The sequence below is a fragment of the Antrihabitans spumae genome (assembly GCF_043944905.1).
In the GTDB taxonomy this organism is placed as follows: Bacteria; Actinomycetota; Actinomycetes; order Mycobacteriales; family Mycobacteriaceae; genus Antrihabitans; species Antrihabitans spumae.
This window is the reverse complement of record NZ_JBIMSN010000179.1, coordinates 1-547: the sequence shown is the minus strand read 5'-3', so window position 1 is coordinate 547 and position 547 is coordinate 1. Positions and strand designations below refer to the sequence as shown.

The following is a 547-nucleotide window of genomic DNA, read 5'->3' as shown; positions in this document are numbered from 1 at the left end:
ACGAACGATCGCACCGGGAATGACGGCACGCCCCGTCGTCGCCATCACCAACCCGCGACGATCGGAGACTTCCTGATCGGCAGCCCAACGCGGCTGCGGGTCCGTGGAATCGTGACGGCCACCGACTCGTGGCCGGTCGTCTGCACCGTCGGTGACGGCGTCGGACCGAAAACCGTTGCCACCAACACGAACTGACCCCTCCCGAGTTCCGGCGTGGTAGGCAACGCTGGTGAGTCGTGACCACCGAGACCCGTCGTGATCGTCATCCGCAACCCCGCCGACACCGACAGCTACCTGTCCGGGGACGGGATGGCCTGCCCGAACTGCGCCGGCCCGCTCTCCCGCTGGGGTCACGGACGAAATCGCACCGTGCGGAGCCTCGGCGCCGCCACCACAACCGTGCGCCCGCAACGGCTACGCTGCCGCGACTGCCACAGCACGCACATCGTGCTCCCCGCCGAGTTGCAGCCACGCCGCGCCGACACCACCGAAGTCATCGCAACCGCGTTGACCCACAAGGCGAACGGGCTCGGCCACCGCCGGATCG

At 69.1% G+C, this 547-nt stretch carries 2 protein-coding genes; both read left to right on the top strand.

The genetic code is table 11. The features are described 5' to 3' along the window. Positions 1-195: hypothetical protein (locus ACHIRB_RS30845; protein WP_395127846.1), on the top strand; the 195-nt coding region annotated here is incomplete at its 5' end. Between the two features lie 60 nt (positions 196-255). Continuing rightward, the coding region (locus ACHIRB_RS30840) for a DUF6431 domain-containing protein (protein WP_395127845.1) at positions 256-547 on the top strand (292 nt) is incomplete at its 3' end.